This window comes from Alteromonas antoniana, from assembly GCF_019249295.1.
GTDB lineage: Bacteria > Pseudomonadota > Gammaproteobacteria > Enterobacterales > Alteromonadaceae > Alteromonas > Alteromonas antoniana.
In genome coordinates this window covers 20,622-42,546 of record NZ_JAESDH010000033.1, presented here as the reverse complement: position 1 = coordinate 42,546, position 21,925 = coordinate 20,622, and the positions used below count along the sequence as shown (strand labels likewise).

Here is a 21,925-nt window from a genome sequence, read left to right as displayed (position 1 = left end):
TTAAGTTGCAAACCATCCTTGAGGGTTACGACATTGCCAGGTCTCTGGAGGCTGACTTGTGATCAAGAGACAGCCCACCGGGGTGGCTTTTTCATTCTACGCGTGCACGGTGTTTATCGGTGTATCGATACAGTGGTAGGTTCAATGACTATCGCCCTGCCCTGTCACCGCCTCTGTGTGCAGTTATTTACAATTACTAACGATTACCCGCGATCGAGTACTCGCAAATCCCGAACGGCGATGGCAGACTGATTGCCTTATACCGTTTCATTGACAGGAAGTTCTGGTTTTTATGACTACATGGGGTCTGATTCGCAAAGTGATGCTGAAATACTTTGCCGAGTCGCGATGGTACACCATTATCGGTGTGACATTGTTTTATGCGCTAAGCAGTTGGATGATGCTATGGGCTGCCGGAGAAGACGCATTAACCGCGCAAATTGACTATATCTACTGGCTGGCCGTAACTGCATCCACAGTGGGGTACGGCGATCTCTCGCCTGTCACTCAGGCAGGAAAACTGATTGTCGCGCTGTATGTCATTCCACTTGGACTCAGTATTTTTGCAATGGTAGTAGGCCGTATCGCGGCATGGGTGAGTGACAGATGGCAGAAGGGATTAATGGGCATGAATCAACTTGACGTAAAAGACCATATTCTTGTTATTGGCTGGAATGAGCATCGTACTTTGTTGCTACTGGACCTGCTGCTGCAGGAGCGTGAGGCCGTTCCCGGGCGCCCGGACATTGTACTATGTGTAAAAGCAGACATTGCCAACCCAATGCCCGGACAGGTTGAGTTTGTGCATGTTGAGTCGTTTAATAAAGACGAGGATATGGATAAAGCCTGCGTAGCGAAAGCCAGCACCATTCTTATCGATAATCCCCAAGACGATGTAACCATGACAACCGCGCTGTACTGCAGCAAACGCAATCCCGAGGCCCATCAGGTAGCCTACTTCACCGATGACTCGCTGGTTGGCCTGCTCCAGCAGCACTGTCCAAAGGTCGAGTGCACGCCGTCAGTGGCGGTAGAGATGCTGGCGAAAGCGGCTTTTGATCCCGGTTCCAGTATGCTTCACCACGATTTGCTGAGCGTAGACGAAGGACAGGCGCAGTTCTCTGTGCAGGTACCAGAGTCAGCCACACCGTTTCGCGTGGAAACGCTGTTTATCAATTTAAAGCGACATCATGATGCAATCTTTATTGGCTACGCCCCTGGCGGCTCCTATAAGGACATGGTAGTGAATCCGGACGTGTCGGCGGTGGTGAACCCCGGCGACAAGCTTTTCTATATCGCTGACAGGCGTATCAGCGATATTAACTGGCAGGCGATGGGAGAATAAACATGTTCAGTAAACTTTTCGGGAAGAAAGCGCCGGAAAAACCCAAAGCCCCCGAAATGATGGGCTTATACCTGGGCGGCTCATTCGAACTCGATGATCTGAAGCTGTCTTTGCTGGAGAAAGAACTGACCATCGACGGCGCAGCTCGCTCCCAGCTTATTCAGGCTGTAGGCAAAGCCCCGCTGGACAGCGGTGGTGAACTGCTGCGCTTCTACACCGACGATGATGCTTTTTTACAAGTGGTGCTGGACGGCGGCAATACCGAAAATCATATTTCCGATGTAAAACTCTGGCATTTTTATGATACCCGGACCATCGGTTCTGACGCACAGTGGCGCGACTGTCTGGACAATCAGATTTCTCAACCCACCTATTCGCTCAACGGGCACACTTACACGCGTGTCTGGGATGCTGTTGGAGAGGTGTCTCCTCCGGTAGCAGTGACAGAAACAACCTACGAGGAAGACGGCGACGTTAGCACGACAGATCAGTTTATGATGCTGTACGAGCGCCCACTGGAGAACGACCGCACCGAATCATTACTGATTGTCGGTGAAGAAAAAATTATTGGTAACAACGCCGATCGCTGTCTGGTAATCAGCACCGGCTTTGACATTCAACCTGCGGATATCCGCATCAACGGATAGAGGATAACAATACAATGGAAACCATTATGAACTCACTGGCCGGACTGGATAACTTCGCGGTCTACTTCGGTATCTCAATTGTCTTTTTGTTTGTTTTCAAAATCATCTATGCGCTGGTGACACCGCATGATGAATGGAAACTGGTGAAAGAAGAAAAGAACGTTGCCGCCGCTGTTGGCTTTGGCGGGGCTCTTGTCGGCTTTGCCATTGCATTGGGCGGCGCCGCCTCTAATTCAATCGCGCTGATTGATTTTGCCATCTGGGGCTTCGTCGCCATTATTGCCCAGTCTCTGGCATTTGCGCTGCTGCGCTTTACCTTCATGCCAAAAATTGCCGAGCGGATAAACAATAACGAAGTCTCTGCAGGCGTCATGCTTGCGAGCATGTCCATTGCCGTCGGTCTTCTGAACGCAGCTTGCATGACCTACTAAGGAGGACAGCATGACGCAACAGAAACGCACGAAACATATTAACCTTCGCCAGATGCGCAAAGCGTTCGCGCTGAAGCCACTGGCTGTAGGTATCGCCGGGGTATTTGCAACAGCCTGCGCTGATGATCGTCAGGATGCCCGTGTTTATACGTCGCTGGATGAATGTAGTCGCGATTTCCCGGACGCCATCGCGCGCTGTGAAGCAGCATATGAAACTGCCGTTGAAGAGGCCGCACGTACATCACCGCGGTTTGGCAGCGAATATGACTGTGAATACGAGTTTGGACCAAACCAGTGTCGTCGGGTCGAAACAAACAATGGCAGCTTCTTTATGCCCTTCATGGCTGGCTTCATGGTAAGTCAGCTACTCTCACCCAACCGCTATTATTCACAGCCTTTGTATACCTCTTATTCGCCCTATTCGTCATTCCGCTCACGGTGGGTCACTGCCGACGGCTATGTGTTCGACGGCGATATTCGTAAGCGTAATTATCGAGTCAGGCCTGATGTGTATAAGCCCAAGCCAACGGTCACCCGCACCATGAGTCGCGGTGGCTTTGGCAGCAGCGTACGCGCCAAGTCGAGCTGGGGCAGCAGCTCCCGCTCGGGTGGCTGGGGCGGCTAACGGTGTTTCGCACACGCTGTCAGCCTCGCCCGGGCTGGCAGCAACTGGCTGCCGAGTTCGGGTTTCATTTTCACACCATGTATGGCGAACCCTATTGGGATGAATCCGCCTACTATCAGTTTACCCTGCGGCAAATCGAAGATGATCTTGAAGATCCTACCGGAGAGCTTCACCAGATGTGTCTTCACGTTGTCGATAAGGTAGTACAGGACGACGCGTTGATGCGTCGGTTCGCCATTCCCGAAAGGCACTGGGATAAAGTCAGACGCAGCTGGATGCAGCGCGATCCGTCATTATATTCACGACTGGATTTAGTGTACGGCGGTAACGGGCCAGCCAAGCTGCTTGAAAACAATGCAGATACGCCAACAAGCTTGTACGAGTCAGGGTTCTGGCAATGGCTTTGGCTGGAAAATCTGGTTGATAACAGTATGTTGCCGCGTCAGGCTGACCAGTTTAACAGCCTGCAGGAGAAACTGATAAACCGGTTTGGCGATATCGCAGCACACTATCAGATCCAGCAGATGCATTTTGCCTGCTGTAAAGACACCGATGAGGATCGCGGCACCGTGCAGTATTTGCAGGATTGCGCGCAGTCTGCCGGTGTACAGTCTGATTTTGTGTTTATTGAAGATATCGGCTTATCCGACAATGGCTTTTTTACCGACCTGGAGAATCGTCCCATTACCGACTGCTTTAAACTTTATCCATGGGAGTTTATGTTGCGTGAAGAGTTTGCTGATGCATTGGATGGCGCTGAGGCAAACTGGGTAGAGCCACTGTGGAAATCGATAGTATCGAACAAAGCGTTACTGCCGCTGTTGTGGCAGTACTTTCCTGAACACCCCAATTTACTGCCGTCTTATTTTGCTGATGATAAACCGTCATCACTGGACGGAAAATGGATAAAGAAACCCCTTTTCTCCCGTGAAGGCGCTAATATTTCGCTGCTGGAAAACGGCAATGAAACCATGTTGAGTGAAGGGCCGTATGGAGAAGAAGGTTTTATTATTCAGGCATGGCATCCGCTGCCAAAGTTCGAAGACAACTACACTCTGATAGGAAGCTGGCTGGTAGATGATCAGCCTGCCGGCATCTCGGTCAGAGAAGATACCTCATCGGTTACTCAGGATTTATCGCGGTACCTCCCGCACATTATTGTATGAGCCAAATTCCACTGCTTAAAAAACAGCTTCGCTTTCTGGCCATTGTCGCCGCATTACTTATTATTCTTGAAGCCATTAACGTTGTTACCGCAAACAGCCTGAACCAGTTCGGGCTGGTTCCCCGCTCTTTGCCTCATCTGGGTTACATTTTTACGGCGCCCTTCCTCCATGGCAGCCCGACGCACCTGATGACGAATCTGATCCCATTGCTGTTGTTTATGTGGCTTTCTTTGCAGTGGGGCACAAGAACATTCACGCTTACCACACTGACCATCTTTGTGCTTGCGGGTATTGCTGTATGGCTGTTCGGCCGGCAGGCTTATCACATCGGTGCCAGTGGCATCGTTTATGGCTATTTTGGTTTCTTGGTACTGGGCGGATTTATCAGCAAGAAAATTCCCTACATTATCATTTCAGTGCTGGTTGCCATCCTGTACGGTGGCATGCTGGTTGGCGTATTGCCGTCGAAAAGCTTTATTTCTTTTGAATACCATTTATTTGGCTTTATAAGCGGTTTAATTGCGGCGTGGGCTTGGGCGCGTTAACGCGATCCCTTATACTGAGGTCTCATTACAAGAGAAGTATACTTATGACCGAATCCACCCGACAACAACCGCAAAACCAGGGCTTCTTCGGAAACCTGGCCTTCAATATCATCATCCCAGTTGTCATCATGAGTTATGCCAGTTCAGAAGATTATCTGGGCCCTGCATGGAGTATAGTTGCGGCGTTGAGCTTCCCTATCGGCTACGGCCTGTGGGACTTGAAAGAAAGCGGCAAAGTGAATGGTTTTTCTATTCTGGGGATCGTCTCAGTGCTGCTTACCGGGGGGATCAGCCTGCTGAAGCTTCCTGCCGAATATATCGCGATTAAAGAGGCTGCTATCCCGGCGCTCATTGGTATTGCCGTGTTAGTGACTCAGTTTACCGAAAAGCCGTTAGTTAAGATGCTGATCCTGAACGATCAAATCATTAACTGGCCACATCTTAACGACGTGCTGGATAAGCAGAACAAGCGCAAGTTGTTTGATAAAAAGGTAGCGGTGAGCTCTTACATTGTAGCCAGCTCTTTCTTTTTGTCTTCCGCATTAAACTATATCCTCGCGAAAGTCATACTGGTCAGTGAACCTGGTACCACTGCATACACAGAAGAATTAGGCCGGATGACGGCGCTAAGTTACCCGGTCATCGTTATTCCCAGCATGATCCTGCTGGTTGGCGCACTGTGGTACCTGTTTGCACAAATTAAGAAGATAACCGGCGAAGAACTGGATAACTTTATTAATCAGTAACAGCTGAATTTGTCTTTGTAGCGCGAATTTTTTACAGCCTAAGCGCATGTTGAGCACACTCTGATAATTGTGATTTAGTATGCCTACATGAGCCACGAGCGGCGCAAATGCGCGTATTCGCAACATCCCTGAAGCCAGGATTAAAACGAAGAGAAATCATGCTATCCCTTACCCATGTATCCCGGCAATTCGAGCGTGCGTCATCACCTGTCATCGATGATTTATCGCTAAACATTACAAACGGCGCCAGCGTCAGTGTTCGCGGGGCATCAGGATGCGGAAAATCCACCTTGCTTGCGCTTATGGCGGGTCTGGACGCGCCTGACAGCGGCGACATTACTGTTGGCAACGCTACCCTTACCCGTCTTCCCCCCACTGCGCTGGATGATTTCCGTAAAAATCAGCTTGGCATGATTTATCAGCAATTTAACCTGCTCGACTGCTTTAATGTGTGGGACAACATAGCCTTTACCGCCCGCCTGAAAGGCAATTATGTCAGTTCGCGACAGCAATCACTCATGCGTAAGATGGGTATCGAGCATCTCGCCGATGCGCCGTTAGGACAGCTCTCCGGCGGCGAACAGCAACGCGTTGCGATATGCCGGGCGCTGAATCACGAGCCTGCACTCGTACTGGCTGACGAGCCAACCGGAAATCTGGATGAGGCCACCAGTGATAAGGTTGCCAGCGCCCTCTTTGACATCTGCCAGAACACCAGCACAACACTGGTTGTTGTAACCCACAGCGCCGACGTCGCCCGACTGGCTGATGCAGAATATCAGCTGCACAACGGCAAACTGCACCCAGTACAGGATGATGGTCAGTAATGACGGCTCGCACGCTGTGGCTTAGCACGCAGGCACTGCTGGCGATGGCCGGCAAACGGCCGTGGGAGCCGCTACTGGTAGCGCTTTCCATTATGCTGGCTGCAGGCGGATTAACCGCAGTTACGCTAATCAATGAAGGTGCGCTTCAGGGCGAACTGGCTCAGGCTGATTCACGGCTGTCAGCCACAGACACGATTGTTGCCGTCACAGACAAGGCTCCTCCAACGCAGAGCGATTATGCCAGGTTACGACGCCTCGGGTTCACCGGTATCATCGCGTCAGCCACGCATCCCATGACGGTGCAATGTGCGTCGGCCAACAGTAAAAATACAGTGTTTGTGACCGCCGTTGACTCTATCCCATTACTCGGACACGAAACGTCGAAAACGCCATCTCCCGTCAATAATACCGCTGCAACATTTGGTGCCGCTCTGGCACAGGCGACCCCGGCGACAATCGCCAAACTCAATTGTCCGGATAATCGCGTCACGCTAGTAGATACCACCAGCACGTTTCAATTACATGCCACGTCAGCAGCGCCCAAAAACCGTATTGTCATCGATATAGCTGCCTTTTATCGGGCACCGGTCACTCCCGAAACCCATCCGCTGACAGCCTTGCTACTCACTTCTGCGCTGACCTCTTTTGAACGTAACCGCCTTGAACAGCAATTACCGGCGCACCTGAAACTACAAACCACGCAACAATCGACTGACGTTGGCACACTCTCAGCCAGTTTCAGACTCAACCTGTGGGCAATGGGGATGTTGATGGCGGTAGTTTGCGCGTTTGTTATCGTTAATGCGCTTCATCTGATGTACCGGGCCCGGCTTGCAAACCTTATCAGGCTTCGCCAGCTGGGCGTGGGCTTGTCTGCTCTGTCACTGGCTCTGATGACAGAAATGCTGATTTACGGCGCTGTCGCCAGTACCGCCGGGGTACTGGGAGGTGCCTGGTTAACCCGTGAATTAACCCCGACACTGGCAGTGACGTTTTCGTCGCTGTTTAACTTAAATTACAGCAGCCTTGATCCCCAGCTCTGGTCACTTCTGGCTACCAGTAATCTAATCACTTTCGGCGGAATTTTGCTTACTATGGCGGCGCCGCTCTGGCGACTTCGTTCACAATTGCAGATAAAACCGGCTGACAGCGCGCCACTCTCCCTCGCAGCCAAGCTACTAATCACACTCGCTATTGTCCTGGCTTGTATGCTGGCGATTTACGTGACAGCAACTCAGACACAGGCGCTGATTGCCGTGGTTATCATTTTGCTCGGAGGCTGTGGCGTGGTACTGCTCTGGTTGCCACCTCTGCTTTACAGCCTGCGAAAACTGCTACCAGCGTCGCTGGCGCTTACGCAGTGGAGCATCGCCAGTGCCTGCCAGCTGTCCGGACGGACCAGGCTGGCGGTGTGTGCCTTTTTCATTGCGCTGACGGCGAATACCGGCATGAACGTTATGGTAGACAGCTTTCGACTGGCAACGGAAAGCTGGATCTCCCAGCGGCTGACCGCGTCTTACTATATTTATTCAGGCGATACCATTGATGCCATGAGCGCACCGGACGATGTTCAGCTTTTTCCGGGCCGCCAGCAAGACACCATGGTGAACGGGCAGCCAGTCAGCGCAAGAGTATATTACCCACGCTCACCGTTTACTGACGCGTTACAATTTGATGTGCTTGCTGACAATGCCTGGCAGCGCTATGAGTCGGGCACCGGCGTATTCATTAATCAGCAGCTTGCCTTTCGTCAGTCACTGCAGGTAGAAGATGCACTGACGCTGGATAACAGCAACCTCAATGCGCCCTCCTCCCTTACCGTTGTTGGGATTTATCCCGATTATGGTAATCCGGACAGCCAGCTTTTTTTGCCACCCGCCGCGTTCACACCGCAGCAGTTCGCTAATGTGTATGCGGTGCTTAGTACTCAGAGCCTTCCTGTAATACGAGACTGGCTTAGCCAGCAAGCCCCGGATGCACAGATTTACGCCAGAGACGCGTTGATAACCGGCTCGATGGAGACCTTTGACAATACCTTTATTGTGACCGATGCGCTTAACCTGGCAACCTTACTTGTGGCCGGGATATCGTTTTTGTTGTCGGTAAGCCTGGTTGTGCTGGATATGCGTCAGTCGCTGTCACTGCTTCGTAGTCTTGGTGTGAAAACACCTAAGCTCAAATTTTCGCTTGCATGTCAGTACTTACTGCTGTGTGCCGGTACGGTGGTACTGGCGTTGCCATTTGGCGTGCTGCTGGCGTGGGTATTCGTTAATCAGGTAAATCGCTTCGCGTTTTCCTGGGTATATCCGCTGCAGATTAACCCGGAGGTGTTGCTGGGAAGCGCGCTGGCGAGCATGTTTGTCGTCTCCCTCTTTTTGCTAATTCCCATTGGCAAAGTGCAGGCCCGGCTGGATTTACGCAACGAGGTGGCGCTGTGAAAAAGTGGCTGGCAGTAATGGTGCTATTGTTAGTCGGGTGCGTGGATAATACGCCCATCGCGCCCACGCAAAGTCTGTTTGCGAACAACGACAGTGAGGGCGCCGCAGTAACAAAAGGGATGGCGTTGCAGTTTCCACAAGACCATGGTGCGCACGAGGCGTGTCAACTTGAGTGGTGGTACCTGACCTTTGTGCTGGAGGATGAGAACAATACGCCCTACGCCGCACAGTTTACGCTGTTTCGTTTTTTAGATAGTGGCGACCCCTCAACCTGGTCATCCGCGCAGCTTTATATGGCCCATGGTGCATTACACTCTCAAGATCACCATGCTTTCTCCGAGCGTTTTGCCAGAGGCGAAGTGGGCAATGCAGGTGTCACCATGTCACCATTTTCCGCCTTTTTAGACGACTGGGTCTGGCAAAGTCAAAGCGCGGAGTTGTTTCCATCTACCTTAACGATGAAGCTGAATAACACCGCGTCGCTGTCGCTTAGTATGGAGAGCAACGGGCCTCTGATCCGCCATGGCGATAGTGGCTACAGCGTAAAATCGGCAGACGGACGGTTTCGCTCTTATTATTACAGCCAGCCTTTTATCCGCGTCACCGGTGAACTTACCTTGAATAACAAACGCCTGACCGTATCGGGTAACGGCTGGTTTGATCATGAGTGGACGAGTGAACTGGCCAATGACAGTGCGCTAGGTTGGGACTGGTTTTCGCTTCATCTGGATAACGGCGATAAAGTGATGGCATTTCGGATGCACGTCGATGACCAGCCCCCCCACATTACCGGCACCTATATCTCAAAGGAAGGAAAATCCCGAACCCTTCCTGCCAGTGCCTTTACGCTGGCGCCAGTGTCATCAACACAACTGGGTGACAAAACGCTGCCGCTGCACTGGCGTATGACCATACCGGAAGAAGGCATCGATATATTGCTACGCCCTTTTAAAACCGACCAGTTAAACCGGGGCCGCTTTACCTATTACGAGGGCCGGATCGAAATAAGTGGCAGCCATTCCGGCGCAGGGTTTATGGAACTTACAGGTTACTGATAAAAGCGCATATTCACTGATTTCAAAGGCGTTTTATCTGAGCCAAAGCCCCAACGGTAATTACCGCCAATCACGCCAGTGCAATAGTTGAGGAACTCATCGATCACTGAGGAAACCGCGTATTCATTTTTACGAGAGACGTTAGCACGTGAATGAAGGCCACAGAAAAAAATACCGGCAGACACCAGTGCAGTGTATATGTAACTTACAGTTTTACTAAGCTAACACCGAATACAGGGGCTGGCTTTTCGTTAATTCTCTCGTTCAGAAAAAAGCTGTTAAGACTGCATTTTCCCGGCTTCGGCAAGGCAATACGTCTCTCAGTATACTGACCAGTTAATGTGACGTGTAAGGGATTCAAGCGCGGCAACCCCGGCCAGCGAATTGCCCATTTTGTTAAGCGCCGGAGACCACACACAAAGCGAAAAGCGACCGGGCACGACAGCGATGATGCCACCACCAACCCCACTTTTGCCGGGAAGACCAACCCTGAGTGCGAAACTGCCAGCCTCATCGTAAAGGCCGCTTGTCGCCAGAATGGCATTGAACTGCCGTGTATGATCCTGGCTAAGCACCGCCTCTTTAGTCAGGGAACAAAAGCCTCTGTTAGCCAGAAATTGTGTCGACCTGGCCAGATCGACACAACTCATTTCCAGCGCACAGTTATGAAAATAGTTGTGCAACACCTCTTCAACGTCGTTCTGAAAATTGCCAAAAGCTTTCATCAGGTAAGCCATCGCGGCGTTACGTGCACGGTGCTCGAACTCTGACTCTGCAACATCAATATTCGCAAGCACATTATCATTGCCTGAGAGTTTACGTACCAGGTCACGCATGGCCACATGAGGCGAAATCAGTCTCGATTGCACCATATCGCTTATTACCAGCGCACCAGCATTAATAAAGGGATTTCTCGGGATCCCGTTCTCATACTCCAGCTGCACCAGAGAATTAAACGGTAAGCCGGAAGGCTCACAGCCCACGCGTTGCCAGAGCGACTCACCGTAATATGTGACAGCGAGCACCAGGTTAAATACTTTAGAAATACTCTGAATAGAAAACGGCGTGGTAGCCTGACCCGCTGTCGTCACCTTACCGTCGGTGTCGCACACCGCAATACCAAACTGATTAGGATCGACCTTTGCCAATGCCGGTATATAGTTCGCCACCTGCCCCTGACCGATTAGCGGCTGTACTTCCGTCAATATGTCATTCAGCAATGACTGCATAGGTTCTCCTGATATGGCTGTAATTACCGCCTGGCTTTATGTTCTTTGGTCTCATTGATTTTCGACTATGAGCAGTGGTCAGCGTCGCTTTCAGTGTTAATTGCACAAACTCAGGTCATGTCATAGCGACGAAAAAAGCGCCCGCAGCTTGGCTGAAGGCGCTTTTATGTATATTCGAGCTGCGACAATCAGATCACATACAGCGCCAGTCTTCTTTAAAGTCACAACCTTCACCGTCGGTGCCGATATTCGACTCGTCACGCTTTTCATCAGCGTCAACCGGCGAGGTCGCAAGCGAGGCCGGGCGCTTTTCCACAAAGGCCATCAACCGCTTCGCGATATCAGTGTTATCCAGTTGACCACGCAGCGCATCAGCGCCAGAACCAAACGCAAATACTTCTACGTCAACGCCGGTGTGGCCGCTGGTTGTCCAGCCGGTATTGGTTTTTCCGTCAAGAAACGCTTTTAATGCCTTCACACGCTCTGCATCATCTAACGTAGCAACGTCATCAAAATGTGCAACTTCATCGTCTGCCAGCGAAAAGCCCAGTTGGTCGGCCACAAATGCACCCGGCGCATCTTCTTCTGTCATCGCCATCGCAATGGCTGACACTGACGCTTTCATATTTTTCAGAAATTCAGGACTCCAGCGATAATCCCCTTTCGCGCCAATAGTTAAACCGCCGGTGCTGTGATCCGCAGTCAGTACGACTAACGTGTCAGGGTTCGCCTTCACATACGACTTGAGGTAGTCCATGGTTAGTGCCAGATCATGCATTTCCGCCATTGCTGAGGCGATATCGTTTGAATGCCCCGCCCAGTCTACCTGACTGGCCTCTACCAGAAGAAAAAAGCCATTGTCATTTTCCAGGTGCTTAATAGCATGCTCGGTAAGATACGCCAGACGGTTCTTGCGTTTGTCATCCAGTGCTGGCGGCAACCCTACCGGTGCGAACAAACCTAACACCTGCTCGCCTCTGGGAACCGCTGCCAGGCTATTATAGCTATCGGCATACTGGAATCCGGCGTCAATAAATTCGGCAACGATATCTCTGTCTTCCCGCTCAAAATATTTCGTGCCGCCACCTAACATGACGTCGACAACAAAGCCGTTGTTTATCCTGTCATCAAAAAAGCTTTCAGCCAGAGCGTCATAGTTTTTACGGCTTTCGTTATGCGCCACATAGGACGCTGGTGTGGCATGAACGATTTGAGAGGTTACTGCCAGTCCGGTTCGCATGCCCCGTTCTTTTGCAAGATGCAGTACAGACTTTACCGGCTGCCTGTTACTGTCCACGCCAATAGCGCCGTTGTAAGATTTTACGCCGCTGGCCAGAGCGGTAGCCGACGCCGCGGAATCGGTCACATAGCCAGACTCCTGCGCCGGATAGGTAGACGCATTGCCGACTAAAATATCGTCAAACACCACGGGCTCGACCATGGCCGTGTCCGGATTATCCTGATAATTCCGGTAGGCCGTGGTGTAAGCCGGGCCCATACCATCGGCAACCACCATAATGATATTTTTAGGTGCGGTTGGTGAAGTCGCTTCTGTCGAACTCGTCGTGGACGATACCTGGGCACAGCCGCCCAATAAGGCTGCGCTCAGGATGGCGAATAAGGTAGATTGTCGAAACATGTCAGCTTCCCTGATTAAAATACGGTGGTAGTGTATCGGCTTCTTTTCCCATGCTCAAAATGCTTTTGGGCGAGCCGTGCTTTTTCAAAGACTAAATGAAAAATGTTACCTACGGAAGTTGCAGATAAGTCTGTGCTCGCTCACACAGAAAGCTGACCTGACAGCCTTGCGTGCAGAACAGCTATGCCGAAACAAAACGCTGACCAATCTTCAACTCGATACCGCTTCGGTAAGAGTTCAACCATTATGCTTGCGGCTTTTCGGCCAGATATTCGCGCATTCGCTGTTGAACAACATCCACCAGCATGTCGGGCTGAAATTTTGAGATAAACCGGTTGCAGCCAACTTTATCTACCATCGCCTGATTGAAGCTGCCGCTTAACGAGGTATTTAACGCAATAAATAAGTTGCTCATGCGTGGATCATTGCGTACTTCTGCTGTTAACCGGTATCCGTCCATCTCCGGCATTTCCGCATCGGTGAACATAAGCAGGATCTTATCTTCCGGCCGCTCACCATTGTCAGCCCAGGATTTCAATAGTAACAGCGCCTCTGCCCCGTTATTTCGCTCGATGATAGACAGGCCCAGTTGAGAGAGTGTGTCACGAATCTGTTTTCTGGCAGTACCGGAATCATCCACAACCAGTACGTGATGTGATGAGAAATGCGGTAACAGATCACTGTCGAGTACCTCTTCAGAGATAGCAGCATCATATTCCACAATCTCTGCCAACACTTTTTCCACATCAATGATTTCCACCAGGCGCGTTTCACCGTGAATATCAATCTGCGTGATGGCGGTAATATAGTTTGATTTACCAATTGAGCGTGGCGGCGGCTGAATGGTGTCCCATGACGTGTTCACAATGTTCAGCACATCGCCAATGAGAAAGCCCTGAACACTGCGGTTATATTCGGTAATTATTACGTTTTTAGCGGCGGTATCCCCGGCCCCTCCACGCGCCTTTATGGCTTGTCTCAGGTCAATAATAGGCACAGTCTGGCCCCGGTACTGAGTGACGCCCTTCAGGTTACCGTGCGAGCCAGGCATCTGGTTGAGCCTGGGAACGTGGATCACCTCTTTGACTTTAAATACATTAATAGCGAACACATGACGTGTTCCTAACTGGAACATCAACAGCTCCAGTCGATTTTCACCAACCAGCTGCGTTCGCTGATCCACAGAGGCTAATATACCGCTCATTACATGGTCCCGGTTTATGCCATTCTGCATACAGCAAGACTGCTACAGAACGTCAAAATAAATTAGTACAGCAGGTTAACCGCGCAAAAAAGCCATCGCGGCATGGTTTAGGACAGATGCGTTTAAGTCTGCGGTCGCTGAGCGACTATAAGCTTATACACATCCTCCCTAATTTCTTATTTCCAGTTAACACTGTGCCAATGTGCACATCCGCGAGGCGCTACGTCAACAAACCTTTACCCACTCGCCTCGCATACTGTTTCGTTGAGTATAGTAATTAATTTCTTTTCCACTGTCTTTTACATCTGACTGAGTACAAATCGGGCACCATAATTCACAAAAAGAATGACCGGAATGCAAATTATATATTTCTGTTATTACGCCACACCGCCTAGGATGAAATGGAATCAGACGAAAACGCCGCAACGCGTTATCGACACATAATTGCATTATAGATAAATTCGGGAGAGACGCTCATGTCGCAATATCAGCAAGACATTGACTCAGTAGCAACGCTTAAAGCGGCACAGAACGGTACCTGGGACGGAATTGACCCAGAATATGCAGCGCGTATGAAAGCACAGAACCGGTTTAAGACCGGACTGGATATCGCCAAATACACTGCTGGCATCATGCGCCGTGACATGGAAGAGTACGATGCAGATTCTTCTAAATATACCCAGTCACTGGGCTGCTGGCACGGTTTTGTCGGTCAGCAAAAAATGCTGTCGGTGAAAAAACATCAGGGTACCACCAGCAAGAGCTATCTGTATCTGTCAGGCTGGATGGTAGCGGCACTGCGTTCAGAGTTTGGTCCACTACCTGACCAGTCTATGCACGAGAAGACCTCGGTGCCTATGCTAATTGAAGAGCTTTACACCTTCCTGCGCCAGGCTGATGCCCGCGAACTGGGTGATCTGTTCAAGCAACTGGATGCAGCAAAGCAAAACGGCGGTGACGTCGCGGCTATCCAGTCTCAGATTGATAACTTCGAAACGCACATTGTGCCGATCATTGCCGATATCGATGCCGGTTTCGGTAACGAAGAAGCCACTTACCTGCTGGCCAAGAAAATGATTGAAGCAGGTGCGTGCTGTATTCAGATTGAGAACCAGGTGTCTGACGCCAAGCAGTGTGGTCACCAGGACGGTAAAGTGACAGTACCTCATGAAGATTTCCTGGCAAAAATTAACGCGGTTCGCTACGCCTTCCTTGAACTGGGTGTCGACGACGGCGTCATTGTTGCCCGTACCGACTCTCTGGGTGCTGGTCTGACGCAGAAAATTCCGGTATCGACCTCAGAAGGCGACCTGGCAGCGCAGTACAATGCATTTTTGGAAACCACGCCGGTTAATTCAGTAGACGATGTCGTCAATGGCGACCTGGTTCTTAAACAGGACGGTAAGCTGGTGAAGCCAGTTCGTCTGCCTAATGGTTTGTTTAAGTTCAAAGCAGATACAGGTGTAGAGCGTGTCGTACTGGACTGTGTGACTTCACTACAACACGGTGCTGACCTGCTGTGGATTGAAACTGAGAAGCCTCACGTTCGTCAAATCGGTGACATGGTGGATGAAATCCGTAAACAGGTTCCTAACGCGAAGCTGGTTTACAACAACTCTCCGTCGTTCAACTGGACGCTTAACTTCCGTCAGCAAATCTTTGATGCCTGGGAAGAAGCCGGTAAAGATGTGTCTGGTTACGACCGTGCGAAGCTGATGTCTGTTGATTATGACGACAGCGAACTGGCAGCGGAAGCTGATCAGAAGATCAAGAGCTTCCAGGCTGACGCCGCTCGCGAAGCGGGTATCTTCCACCACCTGATTACACTGCCGACTTACCACACCGCCGCCTTGTCTACTGATAATCTGGCGAAAGGCTACTTCGGTGAAGACGGTATGCTTGCCTACGTTCGCGGTGTACAGCGTAAAGAAATCCGTGAAGGTCTGGCATGTGTTAAGCACCAGGCGATGGCAGGTTCTGACCTTGGCGATACGCACAAAGAGTACTTCTCTGGTGAAGCTGCACTGAAAGCGTCGGGTAAAGACAACACCATGAACCAGTTCGACGTATAAAGGAAAGCTCCCAACCTTTCCTGCAAGTCTGACAAGGCTCCTTCGGGAGCCTTTTTTTATTGTGATTTGAGGTTCCCTGTGCGCGCAACTGCGATAACCAGCACCCTCCTGCTTTTTTGCAGCTTACTACAGGGCTCGCAGAGTAATTATCGATTTATTTCGCACCTTTGAAGACTCGCATTCGCCTCGCTATCCAGCGATACCGGTTCCGGCTTTCTTAATTTCATTTCCTCCCTTGCGTGACTGGCCCATTGTTCTCCCATCGGCCCCTCGAGCAGATCCCCGACACAGTGCTATTCATCCTATTTATTACTCTGTTTAGCGTGCTCCGGAATTTCATTTATCAGACAATTCCCCCTATTAATTAAAAGCTTATAATTTTCAAAGCATTAATACAGGCTGCACCGAAGTGCATAAGACTAATGGCCTATCTGACAACCCATAAAAAAGCCTTTATAATTGTCTGAGTTAATTGTAGTAATACAGGGCATTAGGATTATGAATATTGCTAAAGTAGACCTGAATTTGTTGGTCTATCTGGACGTGCTGCTGCGCGAGGGAAGCGTGACCAAAGCCGCGAACCAACTCAGCATCACCCAGCCAGCGATGAGCAACGGATTGAAAAGACTACGAGATTTGTTTAAAGATCCGCTGCTGGTTCGCACCAGTGAAGGTATGACGCCGACTAAGCGCGCACTTGAGCTGCAGCCGGTGATCAGAGACGTTTTAAGTAAGCTGGAAAACTCTATCCAGCCAGAAACGGATTTTGACCCAGCCACCAGCACCCGCACATTCCGTATCATGACCAGTGATTATGCAGAGAGCACCTTGCTGCTGGAACTAGTCGGTCGCCTTGCAGAACTTGCTCCCAATATTACGCTGGACTTGATCACGCCATCGGACGTTACTTTCCACGACGTGGAACAAGGCAAAGTGGACATGGCGGTTAACCGGTTTGAAGAATTGCCGCTGTCTTTCCATCAGAAAGTCATCTGGTACGATACGTTCAGCTGTGTCATGAGCAAAGACCATCCGCTTAACGAAAAATTCGATCTGGAAAGCTACCTGAAAGCCCAGCATATCTGGGTAAGTAAAACCGGCTTTGGTGTGGGCGTAGGTATCGATCCGAACGAAGTACAGAAACTGGGCTGGGTTGATGCTGAGCTGACCAAAATCGGCAAGCAGCGTTCTATTCGCGTATTTACCCGCCACTATCATGCCGCACTACAAATTGCGAAAACGCAGAACTTAATAGCCACCTTGCCCAGCAAAGCGGCGAAACTGTTTACAGACGATCCCAGTGTGGTGTTAAAAGCGCCGCCTTTTGACATTCCTCCCATTGCGCTGAAGATGGCGTGGAGCGCTCTGCTGCACCATGATGCCGGTCATATCTGGCTGCGCAGATTGATCGGTGATGTCGCTGCTGAAATGAATGCAGGCAACGACATTCATTAAAACAATGGCAAGGATAGGAACCATAAATTAAAAAACTGGGTATAGAATCTCTACACTGGTGCAACGCAACGAGTACAGAGGTAACTATGCAAGGATACACACAAAGAGGCCGTCTGCAGGTAGCAGACGAGCTCGATACCTTCATCAATGAGCAGGCGCTGCCGGGCACAGGCATCAACAAGGATGCCTTCTGGCAGGGAACAGAAGCGATTTTTGCTGATTTAATCAGCGAAAACCAGGCGCTGCTCGCCAAGCGTGACACGCTGCAAAAAGCTATCGACGACTATCACAAGAACAAAAAGCCAGCTTTCGGCGAGTCTTACACGCAATTTCTTAAAGATATCGATTACCTTGTAGATCAACCCGACGCAGTCGAAGTCGATACCTCAAATGTCGATGCCGAAATCGCGACTATGGCTGGCCCGCAACTGGTTGTCCCAATAAATAATGCGCGCTACGCGCTGAACGCCGTTAACGCCCGCTGGGGCAGCCTTTATGATGCTCTCTATGGCACTGACGTTATCAGCGAAGAAGACGGCGCTGAGGCTGGCTCACAATATAATCCGGTTCGCGGCCAGAAAGTGATAACCGCAGCGCGCGAGTATCTGAATACCTTATTGCCGCTTGCAACAGGGAGCCACGTCGAGGTGACCCGTTATGCTATTGATTCAGGCAAACTCGCAATTACCCTGGCAAACGGCGATATTACGACACTGGCGGATACCGAACAGTGGCAGGGCTATCAGGGCGACATCGACACCCCCACGGCACTGCTGTTTGTTCACAACGGCCTGCACTTTGAAATCCAGATAGATCCCACACACCCTATTGGCAAAACCGACCCTGCGGGCGTAAAAGACATTCTTATTGAAGCCGCTATCACCACCATCATGGATTGCGAAGACTCCGTTGCCGCGGTGGATGCTGAAGATAAAACGCTGGTGTACAGCAACTGGCTGGGACTGATGAAAGGCACGCTCAGCATTGAGATGCAAAAAGGTGGCAAAACCATTACCCGTGCCATGCATGAAGACCGGGTTTATACTCCGTCGAAACATGCAATGACCACCGAAGAAGTTCGTTTGTCAGGCCGCAGCCTGATGTTTGTGCGCAATGTCGGGCACCTGATGACCAACGATGCCATGCTGTTTGACGGTGAGCCGGTACCAGAGGGGATCATGGACGGTATTGTCACCTCCCTGATTGGCAAGCACGACATACTGGGGAACAGCAAATTCGCGAACAGTCGCGAAGGCAGTATTTATATTGTTAAACCCAAAATGCATGGGCCTGAAGAAGTGGCCTTTTCAGAGAAGCTGTTCTCGCGTATTGAGAGCGTGATTGATGTGCCTGTAAATACCCTGAAAATGGGCATTATGGACGAAGAACGCCGCACCAGCGTGAACCTCAAAGCCTGTATTGCGGCGGCAAAGTCCCGCGTGGTGTTTATCAACACCGGCTTTTTAGACAGAACCGGTGATGAAATTCACACCTCCATGCTGGCTGGTCCTTTTGCTGATAAAGCCACCCTTAAAACCATGCCGTGGATCCAGGCGTATGAAACCGCTAACGTCGCTACGGGCATCGACTGCGGACTGTCTGGCAAGGCGCAAATTGGTAAGGGAATGTGGCCTATCCCAGATCAGATGGCTAACATGATGGAAGCGAAAATCGGCCATCCGAAATCAGGTGCTAATACCGCCTGGGTGCCATCCCCGACTGCAGCAACACTGCATGCACTTCATTACCATAAGGTGAACGTGTTTGATGTACAGAAAGGCCTGGATAAAGACTTTGACGGACTGTCAGATATTTTAACAATCCCGCTTTTAGACGATACCGCATCACTGAGCGAAGAGAAAATCCAACGCGAAGTGGATAACAACGTACAGGGTATTTTGGGCTACGTAGTGCGTTGGGTGCATCAGGGCGTCGGCTGTTCAAAGGTCCCGGACATCAACGATGTCGGCCTGATGGAAGACCGCGCAACGTTACGTATTTCCTCCCAGCACCTGGCTAACTGGCTGGAGCACGGCATTATCACCGCCGAACAGGTTGACGAGTCGCTTGCGCGCATGGCCAAACTGGTAGATGAGCAGAATGCGTCTGATCCGGACTATATTGCCATGACGCCGGACACTGACAGCTCCATTGGCTATCAGGCTGCCAGAGACCTGATTTTCTTAGGCAAAGAACAGCCAAGTGGCTACACCGAGCCGCTTCTGCACGCCCGTCGCCGGGAAATGAAAAAGAAGCTGGCTTCGTAAAGTTGTCCCAGCGCTGAAGCCGGGGGAGAAGGAATAGCTGTTTGTCGTTCACTCACCTCAGCGTCAGGGGGAGTCCTTAAGACGCTTATCGACTTCTGGAAAGAACAGACAGAGATCCTCAACTTGCCGCCTTCGGGCGGCTTTTTTCTGAAAGCTCCACTATGCTTGTAAAGTCTGCAGTGGGAATTCTTCTATGTCCGAAAGTGCTTATCACGTTAAACAAATTGTTCCTATTTTTTCAGGAGGCGGAACCCGGCTGCCCGCACACATTGGCATATTAAAGGCTCTGGAAGAGTTGCAGCTAGAATTCAAGACTATCGTCGGCGTGTCAGGTGGGTCTATTATTGCCGCGCTTCACAGCACAGGCTACAGCATTGATGATATGTTGAAGCTTGCTCTAACCACGGACTTCAAGCAATTTACGGAGTTTTCACTGTGGCGGTTAGTCAGAGAAGGCGGGCTGTCTTCCGGCGACTATTTTGAACAGTGGATGGATGATTTACTGAAAAGCGTTACGTTTGCTGATGTCGACTTTTCACTGCATATTCTCGCCACCGACGTGAATGGCGGTGGGCCTGTACTATTTAACCGTGAACGCACGCCCGACGTCAAAGTGTCACAGGCGATTCGCTTTTCTATGTCTATCCCGCTCATTTTTTCCTTCAAGGAGTTTGACGAACAATTACTGGTAGACGGTGCCATTCTCTCTGAAGATGCCTTGTTCGAAGACTGGCAGAAAGACGGTACGCCTTCAGTATGTTTTCGCCTGAAAAGCGAACCGAAGAAAAAGCCTATATCTAAAAAGAAAGGCTTTCTGTTACCCCAGTACATCAGCTTACTCATCCGCACTTTTATGACGGCTGTATCACGCGAATACGTGCATGCGCAGTATTGGCATAACACGCTGGTGATCAACACCGGCATACTTTCAGCTGTGGATTTTTCGATGTCTGACCAGGATAAACTGACGCTGTTTGATACGGGTTACAAAACCACGCTGGATTTCCTGCCCCAGAAGTTAGCGCGGAGCAGACCAGAACGAATAACAGCGTGATTAGCTAAGCAAAATGATAACGAACAGTAACGCGCTGTCTTTTATGAATGTGCGTAAAGCGAAAAAGGAGCCTCGGCTCCTTTTCACATAGTAGTCAGTGTACCCAGCATTCTGCTTGAGAACATGCAGCGCCTTCGTGACACATGGTTACTGCTGATAAAAGTCCCGATACCACTTCACAAACTCCCCTACCCCGTCTTTCATCGTAGTGGTTGGACGATATCCGGTATCTCTTACCAATGCTTCCACGTCGGCATACGTATCGGGCACATCACCGGGCTGCATTGGCAACAATTCTTTCTTCGCTTCTATGCCCAGGGCTTCTTCCAGCGTCTCGATAAACTTAAGCAAGTGTACCGGCGTTTGCGCACCAATATTGTACACTTTCCAAGGCGCTTTACTGCTCGCTGGATCCGGGGTTTTACCGCTCCATTCCTCATTGGGTTGCGCTATACGATCCAGCGAGCGAACCACACCTTCTACAATATCGTCGATGTAAGTAAAGTCACGGTGGTGATTCCCGTAGTTGAACACCTTGATGGTCTCACCTTCCAGAATGGCTTTGGTAAATTTAAACAACGCCATATCAGGTCGGCCCCATGGTCCATACACCGTGAAGAAACGAAGTCCTGTGGTTGGCAACTCATACAGATGACTGTAGGTATGCGCCATCAGTTCGTTCGCCTTCTTAGACGCGGCGTAAAGACTTACCGGGTGGTCGACATTGTGCTGCTCAGAAAACGGCATGGTTTCATTTGCGCCATATACCGAACTGGAAGACGCATATACCAGATGCTCAACCTTGTTATGGCGACATCCTTCCAGGATATTCATGAAACCGACCAGGTTGGCATCGACATACGCATGGGGATTTTCAATGGAGTAGCGCACACCGGCCTGAGCAGCCAGGTGTACCACACGATCAAACTTCTGCTCGTCAAAAAGCGCTGCCATCGCCTCGCGCTCTTCAACCCCCATCTGGATAAACGAAAATTTGTCAGAGGCGTCGCTATCCTGCAACGTTTTCAGGCGAGCGTGTTTTAAATTCACATCGTAATAGTCGTTGATATTGTCGATACCAACCACTGTGTCACCACGGTTAATGAGGTATTGCGACACCGCCGCGCCGATAAAGCCGGCTGCGCCGGTTACGAGAATTTTCATGAATAATCCTTGAAAA

The 21,925-nt window shown here is 50.5% G+C and carries 18 protein-coding genes; 14 read left to right on the top strand and 4 right to left on the bottom strand.

Translation table 11 applies throughout. From position 1 onward, the window contains the following. Positions 1-292: 292 nt before the first annotated feature. The 10 genes from JKP77_RS19820 to JKP77_RS19775 all read left to right on the top strand — a co-directional run bounded on the left by JKP77_RS19820 (position 293) and on the right by JKP77_RS19775 (position 9,825). On the top strand, positions 293-1,345 hold the full coding sequence (locus JKP77_RS19820) for a potassium channel family protein (RefSeq protein WP_218312912.1): 1,053 nt from the start codon (positions 293-295) through the stop codon (positions 1,343-1,345). Positions 1,346-1,347: 2 nt separating this feature from the next. Then, positions 1,348-1,992: a YjfK family protein gene (locus JKP77_RS19815; RefSeq protein WP_218312911.1), complete on the top strand. Its 645-nt coding sequence runs from the start codon at positions 1,348-1,350 to the stop codon at positions 1,990-1,992. 14 nt (positions 1,993-2,006) lie between these two features. Next, on the top strand, positions 2,007-2,423 hold the full coding sequence (locus JKP77_RS19810; protein ID WP_218312910.1) for a DUF350 domain-containing protein: 417 nt from the start codon (positions 2,007-2,009) through the stop codon (positions 2,421-2,423). A 10-nt stretch (positions 2,424-2,433) separates the two neighbouring features. After that, positions 2,434-3,048: a DUF1190 family protein gene (locus tag JKP77_RS19805; protein ID WP_218312909.1), complete on the top strand. Its 615-nt coding sequence runs from the start codon at positions 2,434-2,436 to the stop codon at positions 3,046-3,048. Positions 3,049-3,050: 2 nt separating this feature from the next. Then, positions 3,051-4,214 carry a glutathionylspermidine synthase family protein gene (locus JKP77_RS19800; protein WP_218312908.1) on the top strand — a complete coding sequence of 388 codons (1,164 nt, stop codon included), beginning with the start codon at positions 3,051-3,053 and terminating at the stop codon, positions 4,212-4,214. A gap of 5 nt (positions 4,215-4,219) precedes the next feature. Further along, complete coding sequence (locus JKP77_RS19795) at positions 4,220-4,759, top strand: rhomboid family intramembrane serine protease (RefSeq protein WP_420840081.1); 540 nt, start codon at positions 4,220-4,222, stop codon at positions 4,757-4,759. 44 nt (positions 4,760-4,803) lie between these two features. Further along, entirely contained in the window at positions 4,804-5,505 is a 702-nt protein-coding gene (locus tag JKP77_RS19790) for a VC0807 family protein (protein ID WP_218312906.1), read from the top strand. Between the two features lie 158 nt (positions 5,506-5,663). Continuing rightward, positions 5,664-6,332 (top strand): ABC transporter ATP-binding protein, encoded by a 669-nt coding sequence (locus tag JKP77_RS19785; protein ID WP_218312905.1) that lies wholly within the window; start codon positions 5,664-5,666, stop codon positions 6,330-6,332. Then, a complete protein-coding gene (locus JKP77_RS19780) occupies positions 6,332-8,770 on the top strand; it encodes an FtsX-like permease family protein (RefSeq protein WP_218312904.1) in 2,439 nt (812 codons plus the stop codon). Before JKP77_RS19785 ends, JKP77_RS19780 begins: the two co-directional genes overlap by 1 nt. Further along, positions 8,767-9,825, top strand: a complete 1,059-nt coding sequence (locus JKP77_RS19775) for a lipocalin-like domain-containing protein (protein WP_218312903.1) — start codon at positions 8,767-8,769, stop codon at positions 9,823-9,825. The genes JKP77_RS19780 and JKP77_RS19775 overlap by 4 nt, the downstream gene beginning before the upstream one ends. 320 nt (positions 9,826-10,145) lie before the next feature. Here the strand turns inward: JKP77_RS19775 and glsB are convergent, their stop codons facing one another. The 3 genes from glsB to JKP77_RS19760 form a co-directional block, all read right to left on the bottom strand. Continuing rightward, positions 10,146-11,054, bottom strand: a complete 909-nt coding sequence (gene glsB, locus JKP77_RS19770; protein ID WP_218312902.1) for a glutaminase B — start codon at positions 11,052-11,054, stop codon at positions 10,146-10,148. Positions 11,055-11,247: 193 nt separating this feature from the next. Then, on the bottom strand, positions 11,248-12,693 hold the full coding sequence (locus tag JKP77_RS19765) for an alkaline phosphatase (RefSeq protein ID WP_218312901.1): 1,446 nt from the start codon (positions 12,691-12,693) through the stop codon (positions 11,248-11,250). Positions 12,694-12,937: 244 nt separating this feature from the next. Next, on the bottom strand, positions 12,938-13,897 hold the full coding sequence (locus tag JKP77_RS19760) for a chemotaxis protein CheV (RefSeq protein WP_218312900.1): 960 nt from the start codon (positions 13,895-13,897) through the stop codon (positions 12,938-12,940). Positions 13,898-14,373: 476 nt separating this feature from the next. Here JKP77_RS19760 and JKP77_RS19755 point away from each other — a divergent pair, with 476 nt between their 5' ends. The 4 genes from JKP77_RS19755 (at position 14,374) to JKP77_RS19740 (ending at position 20,745) form a co-directional block, all read left to right on the top strand. Further along, positions 14,374-15,969 carry an isocitrate lyase gene (locus tag JKP77_RS19755; protein WP_218312899.1) on the top strand — a complete coding sequence of 532 codons (1,596 nt, stop codon included), beginning with the start codon at positions 14,374-14,376 and terminating at the stop codon, positions 15,967-15,969. Between the two features lie 498 nt (positions 15,970-16,467). Further along, positions 16,468-17,424, top strand: coding sequence for a LysR family transcriptional regulator (locus JKP77_RS19750; protein ID WP_218312898.1), 957 nt, complete (start codon positions 16,468-16,470; stop codon positions 17,422-17,424). A gap of 86 nt (positions 17,425-17,510) precedes the next feature. Next, positions 17,511-19,691 carry a malate synthase G gene (locus JKP77_RS19745; protein ID WP_218312897.1) on the top strand — a complete coding sequence of 727 codons (2,181 nt, stop codon included), beginning with the start codon at positions 17,511-17,513 and terminating at the stop codon, positions 19,689-19,691. Positions 19,692-19,884: 193 nt separating this feature from the next. Then, positions 19,885-20,745, top strand: coding sequence for a patatin-like phospholipase family protein (locus JKP77_RS19740; RefSeq protein ID WP_218312896.1), 861 nt, complete (start codon positions 19,885-19,887; stop codon positions 20,743-20,745). Positions 20,746-20,892: 147 nt separating this feature from the next. Here JKP77_RS19740 and JKP77_RS19735 read toward each other — a convergent pair whose 3' ends face one another. Further along, positions 20,893-21,909, bottom strand: coding sequence for an NAD-dependent epimerase (locus JKP77_RS19735; RefSeq protein ID WP_218312895.1), 1,017 nt, complete (start codon positions 21,907-21,909; stop codon positions 20,893-20,895). Positions 21,910-21,925 lie beyond the last annotated feature (16 nt).